Source organism: Corynebacterium sp. UMB0012 (assembly GCF_030216265.1).
Classification (GTDB): Bacteria; Actinomycetota; Actinomycetes; order Mycobacteriales; family Mycobacteriaceae; genus Corynebacterium.
Genome location: NZ_JASOKQ010000001.1, coordinates 51,590 through 68,973 on the forward strand (window position 1 = coordinate 51,590; position 17,384 = coordinate 68,973).

General features: G+C 62.7%; 21 protein-coding genes. 14 read left to right on the plus strand and 7 right to left on the minus strand.

Going from position 1 to position 17,384, the window contains the following annotated elements; translation table 11 throughout:
• Positions 1-9: 9 nt before the first annotated feature.
• Positions 10-672 carry a GPP34 family phosphoprotein gene (locus QP324_RS00255; protein ID WP_284813797.1) on the minus strand — a complete coding sequence of 221 codons (663 nt, stop codon included), beginning with the start codon at positions 670-672 and terminating at the stop codon, positions 10-12.
• A gap of 89 nt (positions 673-761) precedes the next feature.
• Between QP324_RS00255 and QP324_RS00260 the strand changes: the two genes are divergently transcribed.
• Genes QP324_RS00260 through QP324_RS00290 form a run of 7 tightly spaced genes read left to right on the plus strand, consistent with a single transcriptional unit; the run spans position 762 to position 6,524 of the window.
• Positions 762-2,393 carry an ABC transporter family substrate-binding protein gene (locus QP324_RS00260; protein ID WP_284813799.1) on the plus strand — a complete coding sequence of 544 codons (1,632 nt, stop codon included), beginning with the start codon at positions 762-764 and terminating at the stop codon, positions 2,391-2,393.
• On the plus strand, positions 2,383-3,252 hold the full coding sequence (locus tag QP324_RS00265; RefSeq protein ID WP_284813800.1) for a PIG-L family deacetylase: 870 nt from the start codon (positions 2,383-2,385) through the stop codon (positions 3,250-3,252). The genes QP324_RS00260 and QP324_RS00265 overlap by 11 nt, the downstream gene beginning before the upstream one ends.
• On the plus strand, positions 3,252-3,629 hold the full coding sequence (locus tag QP324_RS00270; protein WP_225747161.1) for a hypothetical protein: 378 nt from the start codon (positions 3,252-3,254) through the stop codon (positions 3,627-3,629). Before QP324_RS00265 ends, QP324_RS00270 begins: the two co-directional genes overlap by 1 nt.
• A gap of 53 nt (positions 3,630-3,682) precedes the next feature.
• Positions 3,683-4,006 carry a ferredoxin gene (gene fdxA / locus QP324_RS00275; RefSeq protein WP_005327491.1) on the plus strand — a complete coding sequence of 108 codons (324 nt, stop codon included), beginning with the start codon at positions 3,683-3,685 and terminating at the stop codon, positions 4,004-4,006.
• Between the two features lie 3 nt (positions 4,007-4,009).
• Positions 4,010-5,098 carry a succinyldiaminopimelate transaminase gene (dapC, locus tag QP324_RS00280; protein WP_284766349.1) on the plus strand — a complete coding sequence of 363 codons (1,089 nt, stop codon included), beginning with the start codon at positions 4,010-4,012 and terminating at the stop codon, positions 5,096-5,098.
• Positions 5,055-5,930, plus strand: a complete 876-nt coding sequence (locus tag QP324_RS00285) for a pseudouridine synthase (protein WP_284813802.1) — start codon at positions 5,055-5,057, stop codon at positions 5,928-5,930. The genes dapC and QP324_RS00285 overlap by 44 nt, the downstream gene beginning before the upstream one ends.
• Before the next feature lie 30 nt (positions 5,931-5,960).
• Entirely contained in the window at positions 5,961-6,524 is a 564-nt protein-coding gene (locus QP324_RS00290; RefSeq protein WP_239277884.1) for a GtrA family protein, read from the plus strand.
• A gap of 198 nt (positions 6,525-6,722) precedes the next feature.
• Here QP324_RS00290 and QP324_RS00295 read toward each other — a convergent pair whose 3' ends face one another.
• The 6 genes from QP324_RS00295 to QP324_RS00320 all read right to left on the minus strand — a co-directional run bounded on the left by QP324_RS00295 (position 6,723) and on the right by QP324_RS00320 (position 12,380).
• On the minus strand, positions 6,723-7,205 hold the full coding sequence (locus tag QP324_RS00295) for a transcriptional regulator (protein ID WP_284813805.1): 483 nt from the start codon (positions 7,203-7,205) through the stop codon (positions 6,723-6,725).
• Entirely contained in the window at positions 7,198-7,407 is a 210-nt protein-coding gene (locus QP324_RS00300; protein ID WP_049377975.1) for a helix-turn-helix transcriptional regulator, read from the minus strand. Before QP324_RS00300 ends, QP324_RS00295 begins: the two co-directional genes overlap by 8 nt.
• A gap of 57 nt (positions 7,408-7,464) precedes the next feature.
• Entirely contained in the window at positions 7,465-8,322 is an 858-nt protein-coding gene (locus QP324_RS00305) for a type IV toxin-antitoxin system AbiEi family antitoxin domain-containing protein (protein WP_284813806.1), read from the minus strand.
• Between the two features lie 279 nt (positions 8,323-8,601).
• Positions 8,602-9,933, minus strand: a complete 1,332-nt coding sequence (locus QP324_RS00310; RefSeq protein WP_336620580.1) for an amino acid permease — start codon at positions 9,931-9,933, stop codon at positions 8,602-8,604.
• Between the two features lie 99 nt (positions 9,934-10,032).
• Positions 10,033-11,004 (minus strand): 2,3,4,5-tetrahydropyridine-2,6-dicarboxylate N-succinyltransferase, encoded by a 972-nt coding sequence (gene dapD / locus QP324_RS00315; RefSeq protein ID WP_284810604.1) that lies wholly within the window; start codon positions 11,002-11,004, stop codon positions 10,033-10,035.
• Positions 11,005-11,021: 17 nt separating this feature from the next.
• Positions 11,022-12,380 (minus strand): amino acid permease, encoded by a 1,359-nt coding sequence (locus tag QP324_RS00320; protein WP_284813811.1) that lies wholly within the window; start codon positions 12,378-12,380, stop codon positions 11,022-11,024.
• 89 nt (positions 12,381-12,469) lie between these two features.
• On the opposite strand from QP324_RS00320, the gene dapE reads away from it, so the two are divergent.
• The 7 genes from dapE to QP324_RS00355 are packed head-to-tail and all read left to right on the plus strand — an operon-like array spanning position 12,470 to position 17,225.
• Positions 12,470-13,558: a succinyl-diaminopimelate desuccinylase gene (dapE, locus tag QP324_RS00325; RefSeq protein WP_284813813.1), complete on the plus strand. Its 1,089-nt coding sequence runs from the start codon at positions 12,470-12,472 to the stop codon at positions 13,556-13,558.
• A gap of 3 nt (positions 13,559-13,561) precedes the next feature.
• Positions 13,562-14,326 (plus strand): TIGR00730 family Rossman fold protein, encoded by a 765-nt coding sequence (locus QP324_RS00330; protein ID WP_284813814.1) that lies wholly within the window; start codon positions 13,562-13,564, stop codon positions 14,324-14,326.
• Positions 14,327-14,340: 14 nt separating this feature from the next.
• Positions 14,341-15,153, plus strand: coding sequence for a dihydropteroate synthase (gene folP, locus QP324_RS00335; protein ID WP_284766387.1), 813 nt, complete (start codon positions 14,341-14,343; stop codon positions 15,151-15,153).
• Complete coding sequence (locus tag QP324_RS00340; protein WP_284813816.1) at positions 15,150-15,872, plus strand: glucosyl-3-phosphoglycerate synthase; 723 nt, start codon at positions 15,150-15,152, stop codon at positions 15,870-15,872. Before folP ends, QP324_RS00340 begins: the two co-directional genes overlap by 4 nt.
• 3 nt (positions 15,873-15,875) lie before the next feature.
• Complete coding sequence (locus QP324_RS00345) at positions 15,876-16,169, plus strand: DivIVA domain-containing protein (RefSeq protein ID WP_284813818.1); 294 nt, start codon at positions 15,876-15,878, stop codon at positions 16,167-16,169.
• A gap of 12 nt (positions 16,170-16,181) precedes the next feature.
• Positions 16,182-16,349: a DUF3117 domain-containing protein gene (locus QP324_RS00350; RefSeq protein ID WP_005323535.1), complete on the plus strand. Its 168-nt coding sequence runs from the start codon at positions 16,182-16,184 to the stop codon at positions 16,347-16,349.
• Between the two features lie 9 nt (positions 16,350-16,358).
• A complete protein-coding gene (locus QP324_RS00355; RefSeq protein ID WP_284813819.1) occupies positions 16,359-17,225 on the plus strand; it encodes a methyltransferase domain-containing protein in 867 nt (288 codons plus the stop codon).
• Positions 17,226-17,384 lie beyond the last annotated feature (159 nt).

The window sequence follows — 17,384 nt, forward strand, 5'->3', positions numbered from 1 at the left end:
AGCCGCACCCTAGGTGGTGGTGATTGCCGCTGTCGTGGCCACCATCGCCGCAACCGCTGCCGCCTCCTCAACTACGGCCTTGACCGCAGAGGAGGCGGTTTTGTCGTACTCGACCTCTTCTTTGATCTCCTGAATGCGTGCCCGCATCTCGCGGCGCTTCATTCCCTCCGCGTCGTTTTTCAGCAGGGTATAGGCGCCGCTGACCTCGCGGAGGATATCCAGGATGATGACGTCATTGACCGTGGCTGGTCGCTGCGCCTCCAGGACTGCAACCAACCGTTCGCGCAGTTCCTTTTCCAGCTCCAGGTCCGTCATGATGTAGCGGTCGCCGCTAATCTGCCACCACTTGGCCTTTTCCACATCGAGCTGTCCATTCGCGTGGAAATCCAAGGCGATGATTTCCCGCGGGGTAAACCACGAAGCCTCCAACAGGCTCTGCATCCTGGTGGCCTTGTGCTGCTGCAGCTCTTCCCAAGCCCAAGCCAACACGGGGTGCTCCGGGCGCTGTGGAGTAGTCTCTACCTTCTTTTTCTCACCGAGCTCTACGTGCCCGCCCAGTAGCAGGTCCGCGAGTACGGTGGCGCGCAGAGCGGCCTCATTATTGGACACCCAGTCTTCCTTCTTGCCGTTGTCCTTGGTCAGTAGAAGAAACATTTCTTGGCAGATGAGCATTGGGGTCTCCTTAATAGTTGCGGTCTGTGGCCAAGTCTAGCGCCAAAAATCTTCGTTTCGGCGGGGTGGAGGGACTAAAGTAGTCCGCGATGAAAAAGAATCCGGCTTCACCAAGGCGCGCGGCGTCGGCAATCGCAGCGGTACTCAGCACCGCCAGCCTTGCAATACTTAGCGCCTGCGCGGCTAACCCCGGCCCACCACCGGTGGTGGAGGAAAATTCCTCCGCGCTGCAAGAAGAACAGACCACCACCACGGCTACCCCGGACGAAGAGCAGCCGCAGGATGCTGACTCCGACAAGCGACCGACCATCTCGGTGGGCGTGGACCCCTTGCGCGCGGGATTGAACCCGCACCTGGTGGCCAATAATTCCGAGCTGGTCGACCAGATTGCAGAACTGGTGCTGCCCTCGGCGTTCCACGATGGGCAAAGGGATGCCGATATCCTCGAATCCGCCTCTGAGGTCACCGCGCCTAAGGGCGTGGCGCAGCGGGTGCGCTACGTCATTGCCTCGCCCGCACAATGGTCCGATGGCACCCCCATTTCCGGCGCGGACTTTAGCTACCTGTGGAAACAGATGACCACCACCGCCGGTGTGCGCGATCCCGCCGGCTACCACGCCATATCGGCCGTCAATACCTCCGATGGCGGCCGCGTAGTAACCGTGGACTTTTCCCAGAAGGTGAAAGATTGGCACTTGCTTTTCCACAATTTGTTGCCTTCCCACCTGCTGCAGGACGATAATTTTGGCTCTGCTTTAGCCGATAAGATTCCGGCATCGGCCGGGCGCTTCCTCGTCGATAGCGTGGACCGCGGCCGCGGAGTCATTACCTTGAACCGAAACGACCGCTTCTGGGGTGCTAATCCGGCCCAGGTGGACGTCATTCAGCTGCGCGAGGTACGCGATAGCACCCAGGCGCTCAATATGCTGCGCTCCGGGCAGATTGGTTTCGCGGACTTCACCCCGGATCAAACCTCGCAGGAGGCACTGAGCCTTTTAGGGCATGTGTCCGATAAAGCACTGACCCGCCCGCGCCAACTGCGCCTGCATATGTCCACCGCGGTTGGAGCATTAGAAGAAAGGGCAGCGCGCCGCGGATTGGCCTCGCTGATTGATACGGACCAAGTCGCGCGCTTGGCCACCGGCCGCGCATCCAACCTTGAACCGGGGAATAACCCTATAAGTAAGGACACGGATCTCACTGCGCTGCGCACCCGCGCTAGTAAGAAGCCGATTCGCTTTGCGGTAGACCCCACCAGCCCCGCCGCCTTGGCCGCGGCCAATACTCTTTATGACGTCCTCGAAGCCCACGGGATCGCCGCCGAGGTGGTGTCCGAGCGCCTGACCACGATCACCTCCAAGCTCCTGCCCGAAGGCGAGGTGGATGCGGTAGTGACCTGGGAGGATATCTCCCTGAACTCGGTGTCCGCGGCGAATATCTTCAGCTGCGATGACAAACAGCCGCTCGCCGGCGACCTGTCCGGAATCTGTCCGGAGAACGCGGATGAGATTCGCGAGGAGATTTTGTCCGGCGCCATGAGCCCGAAGGAAGCGCTCGGACGCATTCGAGATGTGAACTCTAAGGAGGCCCTCTACGTGCCTTTGGTGGATGAGACGCGTATCCACGCGCTCGGGGAGGGTATTGTAGGCCCCGGCCAAAGCATTGATGATTGGGACGAAGGTCTTATCACCGCGCCCCGCTGGAGGATAGATGAAGACTAAGGACTTAACCGGCTACCGCGTGGTGGCAGTGCACGCCCACCCGGATGATGAAACCCTCTTTATGGGTGGCACCCTGGCCACTCTAGCCGCACGCGGCGCCGAAGTTTCCGTCATTACGCTTACCTTGGGCGAGGATGGCGAGGTCATCGGCGAGCCTTACCAAGGCCTGGCCGATCATGATCAGCTCGGCGGGTTCCGCGCCCGCGAATTGGCCAATGCCCTCGATGCGCTGGGTGTCAAGGGAGTTCAATTGGGCGGATTCGGGCATTTCCGCGACTCTGGCATGGCGGGTTCTCCCTCGCACGAGAACCCGCGTGCACTGGTCAATCGCATCGAGGAGGCGGCCGAGTTTCTCAGCGACGAGCTTGAGGCCATCCAGCCCCACGCCATCCTCACCTACGGGCCCGATGGCGGCTACGGGCACCCGGACCACATTGCGGTGCATGAGGCGGTGATGAAGGCGGCTGCGCCAAGCACGCGCATTTGGTACGGCATTTTTGAACGCGCCGCCAACTATGCCGGCTTGGACACCCTGGATGCGCCGGCCGGGTGGACCAAGCCCAGCCAGGAGTACCTAGACAATTTCACCAACGAGGGCGCCGATGTCACCGTCGCTCTTTCCGACGCCGCCCTTGACGCCAAGCGCTGCGCCATGCGCGCCCACGCCTCCCAAATCTGGGTGGCCGATGGCTCCACCACCCGCACCAACCCCGAGGCCGCCGTGGCCGCGCTGCACGAACCCGAGCAGGTGCCCGGGGCCTATGGACTATCCAATCTGCTGGTCATGCCCCTGCTGCGCGCCGAGTACTTCCAGCTGGGACAGGGTGAGCCGGCCGATGACCTGCTGGGCGGCCTGTAATGCGCACGGATTTTAGTCGCGGCGAGCAGGTCACCGGCCTAGTGTGGCTGGCCATCGGCGCGTTGCTATCGGTCTTCCTCGAGGTCATCTACCTCACCGCGCGAATTCCGCTATCCAATGGGGCGAGCGTGGCCTTTCCCATCACCATCCTGCTTGCGTGGTGGTTTAATTCCGTGCTTACCCGCACTGCCCGGCTATGGAGTCCCGCGCCGGCGGTCGGCGCCATCCCGCTCATCGTCTGGTGCCTGGGCTTTTTCGCCTTCATGCTCCTCGTACCGATGACAGGAGACATGCTCTTGGCCAATAATATTCTCAGCCTGCTCCTGCTTTTGGCCGGGATAGGCGGGGGCGTTTGGCCATTTTTCAAGCAGAAGTGACATACTATTAATCACCCCAAATCCGAGAAATCAGGAAGCTTCAAGGAATCTCCATGACTTATACGATCGCACAGCCTTGCGTTGACGTAATGGACCGCGGCTGCGTTGAGGAATGCCCTGTTGACTGCATCTACGAGGGCAAGCGCATGCTCTACATCCACCCGGATGAGTGCGTGGACTGCGGCGCCTGCGAGCCAGCTTGCCCGGTCGAGGCCATCTTCTACGAGGATGACGTTCCCGATGAGTGGCTGGACTACAACGACGCCAACGCAGCCTTCTTCGATGACCTGGGCTCCCCAGGCGGCGCGGCGGCCCTCGGCCCACAGGACTTTGACGTCCCGATGATTGCCGCGCTTCCGCCACAGAATCAGGAGTAAGACATGGCACGCACACCGCTAGGAAAGACGCTTCCAGACTTCCCCTGGGATTCGCTGGCTGGCGCCAAGAAGAAAGCCCAGGCCCACCCGGGTGGAATCGTTGACCTCTCGGTGGGCAACCCCGTTGACCCTGTATCCCCAGGCGTGCAGCTTGCGTTGACCGCAGCCGCGCAGAACTCTGGTTACCCGCAGACCGCCGGCACCCCGGAGCTGCGCGAGGCCATCGCCGCCGCGCTCACCCGCCGCTATAACATGCAGGTAGACCGCGTCCTACCGGTGGTCGGCACCAAAGAGGCCATCGCTTGGCTGCCCACGCTTCTGGGCATGCGCGGCGAGACCGTGGCCTTCCCGTCGGTGGCCTATCCCACCTACGAGGTGGGCGCCCTGCTCGCCGGTGCTAAGCCGTTGCGCGCGGATTCCGATTTCCAGGATGCCTCCCTGGTCTTTTTGAACTCGCCGTCCAATCCCACCGGCCGCGTCCTCGGCGTGGAGGAACTGCGCCGCATCGTGGTGTGGGCGCGGGAGACCGGCGCCATCATCGCCTCCGATGAGTGCTATATGAGCCTGGGCTGGAACGACCATAATCCGCCGGTGTCCATCCTTGATCCGCGCGTGACCGATGGAGATAACACAGGGCTCATCGCCATGCATTCGTTGTCTAAGACCGCGAATATGGCCTCCTACCGCGCCGGCTTCTTCGCGGGCGATAACGAGCTCATCGCCGAGCTGCTCCAGCTGCGCAAGCACGCCGGCCTCATCGTTCCAGGTCCCATCCAGGCCGCCATGGTCGCCGCGCTAAACGATGACGACACCGAGGCCCTCCAGCGCAACCGCTACGCCTCCCGCCGTGCGGTGCTCATGCACGCGCTTGTCGACGCCGGCTTTACCATCGATCACTCCGATGCCGGCATGTATTTGTGGGCCACCCGCGGCGAGAATTGCCGCGATACCATCGACTGGCTTGCTGAGCGGGGCATCCTCGCGGCTCCGGGTGACTTTTACGGCCCAGCCGGCGAGAAGCACGTGCGCATCGGCCTCAATGGCACCGATGAGCGCATCGATGCCGCCGTCGACCGCCTCGCCGGTGCCTAATTCCGGCAGGCCTCCCAGCCGCGCGGGCATTTCGCCGCGCAAAACGGTCCTGCGCGGCCGCGTTCCCGAGGAAGGGGAGTACTTCGCCGCCCGTGCCGGCGATTCCCCGTTTCCACCCGGCACCGCGCTGCCGCCCGGCGCCGTGCTCCCGCACCCCGTGCCGGCGTGGTACCACCCCTCCGTTCCTCCGGAGCGCCCGATTCCTTTCGACTACTCCGTGGTCCACGTCGACCGCGACCTCATCGTGGCCGATAAGCCGCACTTCCTCCCCACGACCACCAACGGCCGACTCCAGCGCGAAACGCTGCAGACCCGCCTGCGCGTGGATTTTGGCGAAGACGACATCGTACCCCTGCACCGCCTAGATCGCCTGACCGCTGGCCTCGTCATCTGCTCCCGCAATCCCGAAACCCGCGCCGCCTACCAGCGCATCTTCCTGGAGGGGAGTGCGGTGAAGAGGTATCGGGGCGTCGTCAAGCAGCCGCTTTTCGTAGACCGGGAAATCACCCTGCGCATGCACAAACCCCGCGGGTCGCGCCAGGTGCTCGTCGCCCCTGACGGCACGCCCACCTCTACGTATGTGCGCGCCGCCGGCCGGGAGGTGACCATGTGGCCGCGTACCGGCCATACCCACCAACTGCGAGTGCTGCTCAATTACCGCGGCCACCCGCTGCTCGGCGATGATACCTATCCCACCCCGCGCAAGCTCGACCTCTACGACTTCCGAACCCCGCTCGCCCTGCTCCACGAGGCTATAACTTTTATAGATCCTCTATCACATTCCGAGCGTCAATTTTTCAGTTCCCAGGCCTTAAGAACTACAATCGAGTAGTTATTTAATCACTGGCTAGAAAGGCGGCCCATGGCAGACCTCAGCGTCGCGCGCTTTGTGTCCAATTTTGGGCAGTTTCTCAAATTCGGCATCGTCGGCGGTTCCGGTACCGTTGTCAATCTTTTCGTAGTTTACTTGTGCAGAAAGATTACTTGGTGGTCCGGCGGCATTGATGCGGACGATCCATTTATCAACCTCTTTGGTTCCGTTTTTCATATCCGCTGGTATCACGTGTTCCTGACTATTGCCTTCTTGGTCGCGAACACTTGGAACTACCAACTCAACCGAATGTGGACCTTCCGCTCAGTCACGAAAGTGTCCTGGCTGCGTGGCTTCTTCCCATTCCTGCTCGCTGGCGTTGGAGCTTTCTTCGTAAGCCAAGTCGTGGCGACATTGTTGATGAACCCGACTTCGCCGCTGCATTTGCCCTCAGACATTCTGGATGATTCAACCGGTCTGCGTACAAAGGTGTACTGGGCATCGGCAATTTCCATCATTGTTGCCATGCCGATCAATTTCATTTTGAATAAGCTGTGGACCTTCCGCTCGAAGCCGAAGACGCCGCAGGTTATTCACGAAACCGAGCCTGCCTAGCCTGGCCCTCTGTCAAGCTTCGCCCCACCCCATCGCCCCTCGCGCTCACCAGCGCACGGTGGTGGGGCTTTTTCTTGCTCTCGGTGAGCGGCAAAGGGGAGGAACCTACCGTCGCGCTCACGGCGGGGGTGAAAACGAGAGGACCCGCCGTCCGCGGTGAGCGCGAAGGGCGGGTGAAGGGAAGGGGCGGGAGGGGGATTAGTCTTCGAGCTCGGCATCCAGGCGAGCCTGGTCGCGGCGGTGCTGGCGGCGACGAATAAAGGGGGTGAGGATGAGGGCGGTGATAGCACCGACGGCGGTGCCGAGGAGGTAAGAGGCGGGGCTGTGGCCGTCGGCAGGCGCGTAGGCGTTATAGGCAATGCCGGCGAACATGGCAATGAGCGGGATGAAGTAGACGGCCATTGCCGTCCAGTTGCGGCTCACCAGCGGGGTGGCGACGCGCTTGCGCATCCAAGCTGTGCCGATGGAATTGCCGAGGATGGATGGTACGAGCGCGAGGAAGCACAGCATACTCATTTGGCCAGGGAGTACCCAGGCGAGGATCGCGGCGACGATGAGCTCGAGGAATGGGATCGGGGTCATGCCGATTGCGCAGGCTTTATAGAGCGTGTCGCGTTCGAATTCATCGCGAGTGGCGCGCTCGATTTCATTGAGGGAGTAGTTGGCAATGGCGTTAATCATGTTGTTCGGCTCCAAAGATTTCTTCGACGGATTTACCTAGTTCGTGGCAAATGTCCAGTGCGAGGTGCACCGAAGGGGAGTAATTGCCCCGTTCGATATTGGCGATGGTCTGGCGGGAGACGCCGGCTTTTTCAGCGAGTTCGGCTTGTGATAATTCGAGCCAGCGGCGCCATTTGCGGACCATGTTGGGGTGGTCGGCCATCTGGACTCCTTTACTGTGTGTCTTGCTTACATGTCCTAATGTAAAGGATAATTGTCATTAAAGCAAATGTTTCACACATAGATGCCACTTCCAATAAGGCTGAGCTGCTGAGGTCGGAAGCTCAGGGTTGCGGCCTTTTAGCACGTCAAGAGTGGCTTTGATAAGTAGGATGGCTTCGCTGAGGTGGTAGTTGATGTCGTCGGCAGTAAAGCGCAAGACCGTATATCCGTGGGCGACGGCCGCGTTTTGTTTGGACCGGTCAGCTTGAAAGGCCTCGCTGTGTTTGTGGTATTCCCAGCCATCGACCTCCACAAGGAGCCTTCCAATCCTGAGATCAAAGCGGTACCCCGCAGTGAGAGCATTGTGTTCTGGGAAAATTCCTTCAGTGCGCAGCTTTCTGCTTAAAGTGCGCTCCGGTGGGCTATCCGCTCCAATCGCGGCGTGCCGGATCGTCTCTTTTAGACTCCTTGGGACGCGCCGCATTCGCCGACGGTCCGTTTCTAGACGGCCGGGGCCGTGTTTTCCTCGGTAGTGTTCTTCCAGAAGAGGCCCGCACGCACGCGAAATCCTTCGCGCGGCCCACAACGGTTGCACCACCGGAAGGCCGTTGACCTTGTGTGTAGCCCGAAGTCGCGAGTGCGAAACGCGAAAGTTCTTACCCTTCAGAGTGCGCGGTCCCTCTGCTTCCAGAGGAAACGTCAGCTGCCGGTCGAGGTAAATCTCCTGCGCTGTCTTTCCCGTGAAATGGATACGGCTGAGCCCATGCGCCAGAGCCCGCGCCACCGCCCAGGGCGTCCATTCATCGGTATAAATCCCCCGATGCACGCGATAGAGCTTCCCCTCGCGCACCTTGCGACGAATTGCATCCTTGCTCAAACCTTGCCCGCGCAGTTCCGCGGTAGTCCATTCCCCCATGGGACTTAACCTAAGCGGTCGTGTTGGGCTGGAGCTATGCGCGTCGCGGCATCCTGTGGATAACCCGGGGTTCGGGGGCGATTTTCTGCTGCGTGGTCCGGATGGCTGTGGATAACTGCCCTTCGCGCTCACCGGCGGCCCCGGGCTGCCCTGATTTGTGCTCCCCGTGAGCGCGGCGGGAGGGGCGTGGGAAAGCTCGCCCTTGGCGCTCACGAGGGGGCGAAAAGAGAGACCCAGCCTCGCGCCGGTGAGCGCGAAGGGCGGGGAGTGGCCGAGGGGCTAGGTGAGGGGCAGCGTCGAGGTCGGGTTGATGCCGCGAACCTTGGAATTGATGACACCGGCGATGGCGAGCACCACGAACATGGTCGCGGCGGAGAGGAGTTGGGTGCGGGCGGTGGCGTCGGTAAGCATGAGCACCGCGATGGCCGCAAAGAGGGCGAGGGCGAACCAGGTGAGGTAGGGGAAGGCCCACATGCGGATGGGGAGGGGATGGAGGGCCTCGAGCTGGCGGCGCAGGCGCAGTTGGCTGACGGCGATGAAGACCCAGACGATGAGCAGGGAGGCGCCGGCGGCGTTGAGCATAAAGGTGAGCAGCCAGCCGGTATCGGCGTAGTTGAGCACCACCATGACGGCCGAGAGGAGGACGGACAGGCCGATGGCGGTAGTGGGAACGCCGTCCTTATTGGTGGTGGTGAAGATGCGCGGGGCCTCGCCGCGGGAGGCAAGCGAATGCATCATGCGGGAAGAGGCGTAAATCTGCGAGTTGAAGGCGGACAGTAGCGCGAGGACGATGACGACTTCCATGATGCCGGCCGCGCCCGGGATGCCGGCGCGCTCGAGAACCATGGTGAAGGGCGATTCTGCGGCCGTGGAGGCGCCGCCCAGGATGGAATAGGGCAGGAGGAACGTGATGACGAGGACGGAGCCCAGGTAGAACACGGAAATGCGCAAGATGGTGGAGCGCACGGCGTTGACTAGGGATTTTTCGGGGTCTTCGGATTCGGCAGAAGCGATGGCCACCACCTCGATGCCGCCGAAGGCGAAGGCTACTGCGAGCAGGCCGGCCGCGACGCCGCCGAGACCGTTGGGCATAAAGCCGTCCTCTAGGAAGACGGAGGTGCCGATGAAGGAATGGCCGGGCAGGAGACCCAGGATGAGCAGCGCGCCGATGATGAGGAAGGCCACGATGACAACGACCTTGATGAGGGCGAACCAGTACTCGAATTCGCCGAAGCTGCGCACGCGCAGCAGGTTGACGACGCCGAAGAGGACCACGCACATGGCGGCGGGGATCCACGGCGAGACGTTGAACCAAGAGCCAATGAAGCCGGCCGCGCCGGTGATTTCGGCGCCGAGCACGGCGACGGTGGCTAGCCAATAGATCCAGCCCTGGGTAAAGCCCGCCCAGCGGCCGATGCCGTGTTCGGCGTATTCGGAAAAGGAGCCGGAGGCGGGGATAACGGTGCCCATCTCGCCCAGCATCTGCATCACCAAAATGGCCAGAAAGCCAGCGATGACGTAGGCGAGGAGCACGGCGGGGCCGGCGGCGGAAATGCCGACGCCGGTGCCCAAGAAAAGTCCGGCACCGATGGTGGAGCCTAGCCCCATCATCGTCAGGTGGCGGACCTTCAGGCCAGAACCGAGGGTGGAGGAGTTATCAGTCACCCCTCCATCTTATTTTGCCCGATTGGGCTATAGGAATCGGGGGTGTTAATTCTTGTGCAGCTCGTCGTTAAGCGCGACGGCCTCGGCCTTCCACTCCACGGCCTCAACCGCACCGGAGACGGAGTTGCGGCGCAGCAGCATGCCGGAGGCGCCGGAGAGCTGAGAACCCTTGACGTTCTCGCCATTGTCGACGCCCAGTGCTTCCGCGACCTTGCCAAAGACGGTTACCTTGGTGCCGGCGGTGACGTAGAGGCCGGCTTCGACCACGGCGTCGTCGCCAAGCGAAATGCCAATGCCGGAGTTGGCGCCGAGGAGGCACCGCTCGCCAATGGAAATGACCTCCTTGCCGCCGCCGGATAGGGTGCCCATGATGGACGCGCCGCCGCCGATATCGGAGCCATCGCCCACGACGACGCCCGCGGAGATGCGGCCCTCCACCATGGAGGCACCCAGGGTGCCGGCGTTGAAGTTGACGAAGCCCTCGTGCATAACGGTAGTGCCCTCAGCCAGGTGGGCACCCAGACGCACGCGGTCTGCGTCACCAATGCGGACGCCGGACGGCACAACGTAGTCCACCATGCGGGGGAATTTGTCCACGGAGTAGACAACGACCGGGCCGCGGGAGGCCAAGCGGCCGCGCACCATCTGGAAATCGGATACGGCGCACGGACCGTAGTTGGTCCAGACCACATTATTGAGGTGGCCGAAGATGCCATCCATATTCAGGCCGTGCGGCTTGACCGCGCGGTGGGACAGGAGGTGCAAGCGCAGGTAAGCATCGTAGGTATCGACGGGGGCGTCATCCAGATCCTTGATGGAGGTCTCAACGGCAACGCGGGCCACGCCACGCTCCTCGTCCGGGCCCGCCAGCGCGGAGAACTGCTGGGGAACCTCCTCCAAGCGCTTGGTTTCGGTGGTCTCTACGTTCTTATCGGTGTGTACGGCCGGAAACCATACGTCCAAGACGGTGCCGTCATGGGTAATGGTTGCTAGGCCGCGTGCGGATGCAGAAGTCATGCCCGCTAGCTTAGCAACTACTTCCGCGCCCCCGCGCGCTGGCCGGTGGGAAGCACAAAGGACAAGATAACGAGCACCGCAGCCAGGATGAGCACCGAGATGACCTGGTTGCGCGCGGCCGGATCAAAGAGCATCAGCAGGGTCAGTCCGGCCAGGGCGGCGGCCGTAACCCACGGAAGCCAGGGGAAGCCGGGTACGTGGATCTCGGTCAGCTCGCCGTTCTTGCGCAGCACGGGGTGCAACTTGATAAAGGACGCGACGATGAAGGCCCAGATGACTAGCAAGCACCCTCCGACCGCGTTGAAGAGGAATGCCAGAAGCCCCGGCGGGTTCCAGAACTGCAGGCCCACCGAAGCGAAGGCGAAGACCATGGACAACATGACTGCGTTGATGGGGGATCCGGCGCGGTTTTGCTTGAGGAAGAATCCCGGGGCGCAGTGGTCCTTGGCCATATCAAAGACCAAGCGAGAGGTGGCGTAAATCTGCGCGTTGAAGGCAGACAGCAGTGCTAGGGCGATAATCGCTTCCATGAAGCCGGCCGCGAAGGGAATCTTGGCGGCCGCGAGCACTAGGGTGAAGGGGGAATCGGCTGCGACATCGGCGTCCTGGATGGAGCTAAACGGCAGTGCCATGGTGATCACCACGATGGAGCCGATGTAGAAAATCATGATGCGCACGATGATGGCGCGCACCGCGGTGGCGACGTTGTGCGCCGGATCCTCGGACTCGGCCGCCGCGATGGTCACCAGTTCGATGCCGCCAAAGGCAAAGGCGACGGCCAGCAATCCGGCGGCGAATCCAGGCATGCCATTGGGCAGAAAATTATCGGTGAAGTTGCTACCGGCCAAGGAGACATCCATGCCCGGCAGGATGCCCAGCGCCATAAGTGCGCCGATGACGAGGAAGGCGACGATGACTCCGACCTTGATGATGGCGAACCAGAACTCGAACTCACCAAAACCGCCCACGGCCGCGAAGTTGACCACCGCGAAGAAGGCCACAGCAATAAACGCTGGAATCCACGGGGCAATATCGAACCAGTTGGAAATGATGGCGGCCGCGCCGGTGATTTCGGCACCCATGACCATGATCAGCATGAACCAGTAAATCCACCCCATGGTAAAGCGCGCCCAGTGACCGAAGGCCTGGCCGGCGTAGGTAGAAAATGACCCCAAAGAGGGGCGGGCGGCGGCCATCTCACCGAGCATCCACATCACCAGTGCGATGAGCGCACCGGCCACGGCATAGGAGATGAGCACGGAGGTGCCGGAAATCTGGATGCCGAGGCCTACGCCGAGGAAGAGACCGGCGCCTACGGCAGAGCCAAGGCCCATCATCGTGAGATGACGGGATTTCAATTGAGTGGCTTCGGCCATTGTTATCACCTTAGGGAGGACGAATTATTTGCAGTGAAGTGAACTTTACACAATGCGGTGAGCTGCGCGGAGCGCTAGCATGGCGCTTTGTGACTTTAGATCTATATGCAGACCCCATCGAACTGACCAAGGCGCTCGTGGATATTCCGAGCCCCTCCCACCATGAGGAGGCCATCGCAGACGCCATCGAAGAAGCGCTGCGCGGTTTGGACGTCGAGGTTGCCCGCTACGGAAATACCGTGTGCGCCCGCACGAACCGCGGACTAGATTCCCGCGTGGTGCTCGCCGGCCACATCGATACCGTTCCGTTGGCAGAAAATGTACCGCATCACATGGAAACCTCTGAAGACGGGGTAGAGATTATGTGGGGCTGCGGCACTGTGGACATGAAGTCCGGCATGGCCGTCTACCTCAATGCCTTTGCCCAGCTGCACGAAGCGGACGAGCTCAAGCATGACCTCACCGTCATCGCCTACGAGGGGGAAGAGGTGGCTACTGAATTTAATGGTTTGGGCCACCTGCAAAAAGACCACCCGGAGTGGCTCGAGGGCGACTTCGCGCTGCTGGGCGAGCCCTCCGGTGCCATGGTGGAGGCCGGCTGTCAGGGTTCCATCCGCCTGCGCGTTACCGCCCACGGCACCCGCGCGCACTCGGCCCGCGCCTGGCTCGGCTCCAACGCAGCGCACAAGCTCGCGCCCATTATGAGCCGCATCGCCGCCTATGAGTCCCGCGATGTCACCATTGATGGCTGCACCTACCGCGAGGGCCTCAACATCGTCCACCTCGAGTCCGGCGTGGCCACCAATACGCTGCCGGATGAGGCGTGGATGTTTGTAAACTTCCGCTTCGCGCCGGACCGCACGAGCGAGGAGGCGCTGGACTACATGAAGTCCATCATCGGCGAGGAAGAGGACGTCACCATCGAGATCGATGACATCGCCCCGGCCGCCCAGCCCGGTTTGGGCCAGCCAGCGGCCAAGGCTCTTATCGACGCCGTCGGGGGCAACGTCCGCGCCAAGTACGGCTGGACCGACGTCGCCCGCTTCTCTGAAATGGGCACCCCGGCCGTAAACTTCGGCGCCGGCGACCCCGGGTTCGCGCATAAGAAGGACGAGCAGGTCCCCACCGCGCAGATCACCGAAGTATCCACCGCCCTCGTGAACTACCTGAAGGGATAGACCATGACCCCTGAGCAGATGCGCACCCTGCGCGGCCCGATGTTGCTGCGCACCGAAGGCGAACAGGCCTCCACCTTTGACCAGCGCCTCTTGGAGTCTGGCGCGGACCATGAGTGGCAGCACGCCGATCCGTGGCGCGTCCTGCGCATCCAAGGCGAGTTCGTCGCTGGCTTCGATGCGCTTTCCAAGTTGCCGAAGGCCGTTACCGTCTTCGGCTCCGCGCGCACCACGCCGGAGGATGCGAGCTACCAGCTGGGCATCGAGGTCGGCCGCAAGCTGGCCGAGCACTCCTATGCCGTCATCACCGGTGGCGGCCCCGGCATCATGGAGGCAGCCAACCGCGGCGCCCACGAGGCCGGCGGGCTCTCCGTGGGCCTGGGCATCGAGCTTCCCCACGAGCAGGGGCTTAATGAGTATGTGGATCTGGGCCTGAATTTCCGCTACTTCTTTGCCCGCAAGACTATGTTCTTGAAGTACTCGCAGGCCTTCATTTGCCTGCCTGGTGGCATGGGCACGATGGATGAGTTCTTCGAGGTCATGTGCATGGTCCAGACCGGCAAGGTAACCAATTACCCTATCGTGCTCATGGGCACCGAGTACTGGTCCGGCTTGCTGGAGTGGATGGACAACACGCTCGCGGCCAGCGGCTATATCAACGAGGGCGACCGGGAGCTTTTCCTGCTTACCGACGACCCCGATGAGGCCCTCTCCCACATCATCCAACGCCACCAAGTCATGAGCGATAAGCGCATCAGGGAGCCGCGTTGAGCCTCGCGCGCGTGATGGCGATTGTCAATCGCACCCCGGATTCCTTCTATGACAAGGGCGCAACCTTTGACCTTGACCCGGCGCTGCGCCGTTGTGATGAGGTGATCGCGGCCGGTGCGTCGATCGTCGATATTGGCGGCGTGAAGGCTGGCCCCGGCAAGGCCGTGGACGCGGCGGAGGAAATCGACCGCGTGGTGCCGACCATCGAGAAGGTGCACGAGCGCCACCCGGATGTACTCATCTCCGTCGATACCTGGCGCAGCGAGGTGGCTGAGGCCGCCATCGCAGCCGGCGCCGGCCTGGTCAATGACACCTGGGCCGGTTGGGACCCCGAGCTCATCGAGGTCGCCGGCCACCACCGCGTGGGATACGTGTGTTCGCACACCGGCGGCATCACCCCGCGCACCCGGCCGCATCGCGTCCACTTCGACGACGTGGTGGCCGATGTCATCGCGGAAACCACCCAACTGGCCGAGCGCGCCGCCTCCCTCGGCTGCCCGGAGGAACTGACCTTCATCGACCCGACGCATGACTTTGGCAAGAATACCTTCCACGGGCTCGAGCTCCTGCGGCGTATCGACGAGGTCGTGGCCACCGGGTGGCCGGTGCTCATGGCGCTATCCAATAAAGACTTCGTGGGCGAGACGCTCGACCGCGGGGTAGGCGAGCGCGTAGCCGGCACCCTGGCCGCCACCGCGTGGTCCGCGGCCCGCGGCGTGGCCGCCTTTCGCGTGCACGAGGTGGCCGAGACCGCCGATGTCATCCGCATGACCGCCGCCATCCAAGGCGAGGTCGCCCCGCTAGCAACCACGCGAGGCCTTGCATGAGTGTCTCCGTAATCATTCCAGCGCTCAACGAGGAGGGCACCGTCGCGGACGTCGTGCGCGCCTGCCTGGCCGATGAACCGTTTGAGGTGCTTGTCATCGACGCCGACTCCACCGACGCCACCGCCTCCCGCGCTGCCGCCGCCGGAGCGGACGTGCACAATTGGCGCGATATCCTTCCAGAGGAACCGCGCCCCGGGAAGGGCGAATCCCTCTGGCGCGGGGTTGCCGCGGCGAAGGGAGACATCGTCGTGTTTGTCGACGCTGACCTTGAATCCGCCGCACCCGGCATGGTCTCGGCCTTGGTCGCGCCCTTCGCCGACCCAGCGGTGGAGATGGTCAAAGCCCGCTACCGCCGCAGCCTCAACGGCCAGCCCACCGGCGGCGGCCGCGTGACTGAACTGACTGCCAAGCCGCTCATCAAGCAGTTCTTTCCCGAGCTCGCCCACATTGATCAGCCCCTCGGAGGCGAATACGCCCTACGCCGCGCCACCGCCCTAGAACTGCCCTTCGTGGAGGGCTATGGGGTGGAAGCGGGGCTAATGGTGGACGTCGGCAAGCGGGGCACAATCGCACAGGTAGACCTGGGCACGCGGGTACACCGCAACCGGCCGCTGCACGAGCTGGCACCGATGGCAGAGGTAGTCGCGCGCACGCTGCTCGCCCGCGCCGGGGTCATCGCGCCCGTTGCTCAACGCCCGCCGCTAAAAGGTAAGGTTTAAGCCATGCTGTCTTGGATTATGCTCCTCCTCGTCCTTATAGCCCTGACCGTCATCGGCACCTGGGTTTGGGGCTCCATCTTTGGCCGCGGCGAGGTCATGCACCCGCTCGACGAGCCGCAGAAGGTGCGCGAAAATAACCGCGCCGCACTCCGCGAAGGCCGCCTTGACCAGGTGAAATTCGAAGTAGTTCCCCGTGGATACCGCCAGGATCAGGTGGACGATCTCCTCACGCAACTGGAGGAACAACTATCTTCCGCGCAGAAAAGGTCTAAGCTGGAAAGAAAAGAAGTTAACTAAAGGAGACTCACTATGGCAGCAATGAAGCCGCGCACCACGGGCGGAGAAATGGAAGCAGTAGAGGAGTCCCGCAAAATTGTCATGCGTATCCCCTCGGATGGCGGCGGTCGCATCGTCATCGAGCTGAGCAAGGACGAGGCCGCCGAGCTCGGTTCCCTGTTGACCGAGGTTTCTAGCTAGTCTAGGTACATGCTTTCTCATATCGTCGACATTCTGGCCGATCCCAACGATGGCACCGCGCTTTCTGGTGCCGATGATTTCTCTCGCCTCGTTTCGGAATCCGGCCACTCTTTTGATGTGGCCAAGCAGGGCTACGTCACCCTGGCAACCGGCGCCGGACTCAAGCACAAGGGCGATGACATGGATATGGTCAACGCCCGCGAGACCTATTTGGCCATGGGCCACTTCGCGCCCTTCGTCGAGGCGGTAACCGGGGCCGTTCAGGACGCACTGGATTCCGCCTCCTTGGCCGAGTCCACGCCCGCCTCCCTCCTCGAGGTGGGTGCCGGCACCGGCTACTACCTGGCGCATACTCTGGACTCCATCGCGGAGGCCCGCGGCGTCGGCCTCGACATTTCCCCGCACGCCGCGAAGCACTTGGCTAAGTGCCACTCGCGCGTCGGTGCCGTCGTGGCCGATGTGTGGGAGCGCCTGCCCATCCGGGATGAGTCCGTCAACGCAATCTCCGTCGTCTTCGCCCCGCGCAATCCCGCCGAGTTCCAACGCGTGCTCGCCCCGGGTGGCCAGGTCATCGTCTTGACCCCGGGCGCCGGACACCTGGATGAGCTGCGCGAGCCGCTCGGCATCCTCGGCGTTGAAGAGGGCAAAGTCGAGCGCATGTATGAGCAGGCCGAGGGCTTCCTCGAGCAGGCGGCGGACCCGGTCGATATCTCGTTCCCCATCGAGCTTGATAAGGCCTCCGTCGCCGCTCAGGTCGGCATGAGCCCGTCCGCGCGCCACATCAGCGCCGGCGAACTCGCCGAGCGCATGGCCGCACTGCCCCCGACGCTCACGGTCACCGCCCGCGCCCGCTTGGATCGCCTCCGCGCCGTCTAGCTCTCGGCCGGCCCCAGCCACCTCCACCGCCCTTCGCGCTCACCGGCAGCGCGTGGGGCGGTTCTTTCGTCTCCCCAGTGAGCGCGAGGGGAGGTTTCTGCCCTTGCCGCTCACCGGCACACGCTTGCCGACGCCCCAGCTTTTCCCCGTGAGCGCGAA